Annotated in this window: 3 protein-coding genes; 1 reads left to right on the forward strand and 2 read right to left on the reverse strand. The window is 68.3% G+C overall.

What is annotated here, in order from left to right:
* Positions 1 to 213: 213 nt before the first annotated feature.
* Positions 214 to 708 carry a hypothetical protein gene (locus tag ABD369_RS40340; protein ID WP_344641617.1) on the forward strand — a complete coding sequence of 165 codons (495 nt, stop codon included), beginning with the start codon at positions 214 to 216 and terminating at the stop codon, positions 706 to 708.
* On the opposite strand, the gene ABD369_RS40345 is transcribed toward ABD369_RS40340, so the two are convergent.
* Positions 674 to 1,456, reverse strand: coding sequence for an IS5 family transposase (locus ABD369_RS40345; RefSeq protein WP_344641618.1), 783 nt, complete (start codon positions 1,454 to 1,456; stop codon positions 674 to 676). The two genes, ABD369_RS40340 and ABD369_RS40345, sit on opposite strands and share 35 nt — an antisense overlap.
* 317 nt (positions 1,457 to 1,773) lie before the next feature.
* Positions 1,774 to 2,385, reverse strand: a complete 612-nt coding sequence (locus ABD369_RS40350; protein ID WP_344641619.1) for a hypothetical protein — start codon at positions 2,383 to 2,385, stop codon at positions 1,774 to 1,776.
* Between the last annotated feature and the right edge of the window lie 286 nt (positions 2,386 to 2,671).

Below are 2,671 nucleotides of genomic sequence, written 5' to 3' on the forward strand. Positions count from 1 at the left end.
GACTCGACACCTCGAAGCGTGGGGAACGGCCGCCTCCGCTGTCCCGGGAAGAACCACAGATCAGCAGGTCGGGTGACCTGCGAGGTTAAACAACAAGTTTAGAGGCCGTTGTCTTTCCGAGAGTGATGGGTGCGTTTTCGCTGGTCAGGCATAGGGCTGGTACTTCGGCGGGAGAGACGAGGTGTCGTTTCGTCTCTTCGGTGGAGGTGCCGGATGCCGTCGGTGATGGGGCTGCTGGAGGAGCGTGAACGCGCTGCTCGGCAGCGGGTGGAGGCCCTCCAGACCGAACTGCGGGAGGCGGAGGCCGTGTGGGAGCGATTCGTGATCGCCCGTGAGACGGTGGCCGAGGTGTTGGCCCTTCCTCGCAGCGGCGAAGAAGGGCCGCCGGTCGTGGCGGCCGATGAGCGGCCGGAGCGGGCCGCCGCGGCGGCGCCCGGTTCCGTGGTGCCGCAGTGGTGCGAAGGACTCGCCCCGGCGGTGCTGGCGCCGGACTACCAGCGGCTCATCGACGCCCTGGCCGGTCGGGGCGCTTCGTGCGGGGAGGCGATGGACTGTCGGCAACTCGCGACGGCACTCGGGCTAGAGCCGGTCCCGGCGAAGGTGGAAGGGGTGCGGTCGAAGGCCAAGCGGCTGGCCGCGCGGGGCTGGCTCGTCGAGGAACGGCCGGGGATGTTCAGCGTGGTCGCCGGGCGAGCCGGCGGCTCATGACCATGCTCATCGACCACCGGATCATCGCCTCGGAGGTGTCGGCGCGGCCCTCGTAGTCGCGGGCCAGACGGCGTGAGCGCATCAGCCACGCGAACGTCCGCTCCACCAACCACCTTTTGGGCAGCACGACGAATCCTGTGGTGTCGTCGGTACGTCTGACCACCGTCAGCGCGATCCGCAGCACGTCGCGGGCGAGGTCGACCAGGCGTCCGGTGTAGCCGCCGTCGGCCCACATCAGGGTGATGCGCCAGTGCCGCTCCCGTAGCCGAGCCAGCAGGGTGCGGCCTGCCTCGCGGTCGGTGACGCAGGCGGCAGTGACCATGACGACCAGCAGCAGGCCGAGGGTGTCCACCACGATGTGCCTCTTGCGGCCGTTCACCTTCTTCCCGCCGTCGAATCCCCGGCTCGCGCTCGGAACCGAGGAGGCGGCCTTCACCGACTGCGCGTCGATGATCCCGGCAGTCGGCTCCGGATCCCGGCCCGCTGCCTCGCGGACCCGGTCCCGCAGCCGGTCGTGGAACTCGGCGACCAGGCCGCAGTCCCGCCACCGTCGGAAGAAGGCGTAGACGCGGTCCCACGCGGGAAAGTCCTCCGGCATCGCCCGCCAGGTGATGCCGCCCGCGACCAGGTAGCGCACTGCGTCGACCATCTGACGGTGGCAGTAGCCCTCCGGCTGCCCGCCCCGGCCTTCCAGCCAGGCGGGGACGGGCATCGCGTTACGCACGACCGCCCACTCCGCGTCGGTCATGTCCGAGGGGTACCTCGGACGCCTGTACGGCCGGTCGCCGGCGTTCCCGAACCGGTGAGCGAGACAATCACACGTATGGGCTGCGGAGTTGGAGCCAACCGGCGTGAGGGCATACAACAGCGACAACAGGGCCTCCTGGCGTGCTCAAGGTCTCGACAACCCCGAGTTGCACCAGAGGCCCTGCCTTCATGCCCGGCGGGCGGCAAGATCACCCGACCGAGCCACCGCAATCGAACTCACGCTCACCGCGATCGGCACGACAACGGCCGGCCAGCTCAGCGAGCCGGAGCCGGCCGTTGACAGTGCTCGCGGGTTCACTACCGGAGCTGCTTCGACCAGTCACCTCGAGGGCGATAGGCACGGCCGTCACCGACCTGCTTCATCCCGCCGGGAACGACGTCCCCGTGGTACGGGTACTGCTCCGTCACCGCCGCCAGCAGGAACTCCAGGAAGCCGCCCTCGAACAGGTCCCATTTCAGCATTGAGTCGAACTTGGCAGCGACCGGCCACCGGTCCGGGTTCGGGCCCCGCATCAGCCAGAAGAACTGGTCGGAGTTCCAGTTGTTGGCCCACTTCAGCAATCCGCCCTCGGCCGGGAACAGCGGGTACGGGCACTCGTCGTAGTCCCCGTCCTCGTAGGCCTGGGCCAGCATGCCGCAGTACCCGTAGGGCTCCGTCGTGTAGTACAGGAACCCCTCGAAACCGAGTGGCTGCCCGATCTTGGTAGTAGGAGCTGCCGACGGTGTGAAGATGTGCAACTCGCCACTGATACTGACCGCCCCGTACCGGTCGGCGAACGCCCGGTAGTCCGCGGGTAGTTGGAAACCGAGCTCCGCGGCCCCGAGGTCCCAGGGGACCGGGATCACCCCGTCCGCAGGCGGCGGCCCGATCACCGTGCCGAGCCGGTCCAGCATCTCCTCGATGTCCACGCCCACTCCCGTCAGCCGTCCGTTCCCGCCGGAGGCTATCCGCCTGCGGTGACACCGGAAGTGGGTAGGGCCCAGCCTGACGGTGTCTTGGCGCCCGAGCCGTGTGGGAGGCTCCACTTCCATGCTCACCCGACCGGGACAACATAATCGAACTCACGATCACCAGGCTCGATTGAGCAACAGCTGCTAAGCTTGATCTTTAACCTGTGCGGCCGTAGTGCTGGTCGAGCGTCTCGGCGCGTTTGACGGTCTTTCCCGGTGTGTGGCGGGGTGCTCTCGCTCGGTT

This window comes from Kitasatospora cystarginea (assembly GCF_039533515.1).
GTDB classification, from domain to species: Bacteria; Actinomycetota; Actinomycetes; order Streptomycetales; family Streptomycetaceae; genus Kitasatospora; species Kitasatospora cystarginea.

Coding starts and splice junctions, on each gene's coding strand:
- ABD369_RS40340 (WP_344641617.1), top strand. CDS start 214: ATGCCGTCGGTGATGGGGCTGCTGGAGGAGCGTGAACGCGCTGCTCGG.
- ABD369_RS40345 (WP_344641618.1), bottom strand. CDS start 1,456: ATGACCGACGCGGAGTGGGCGGTCGTGCGTAACGCGATGCCCGTCCCC.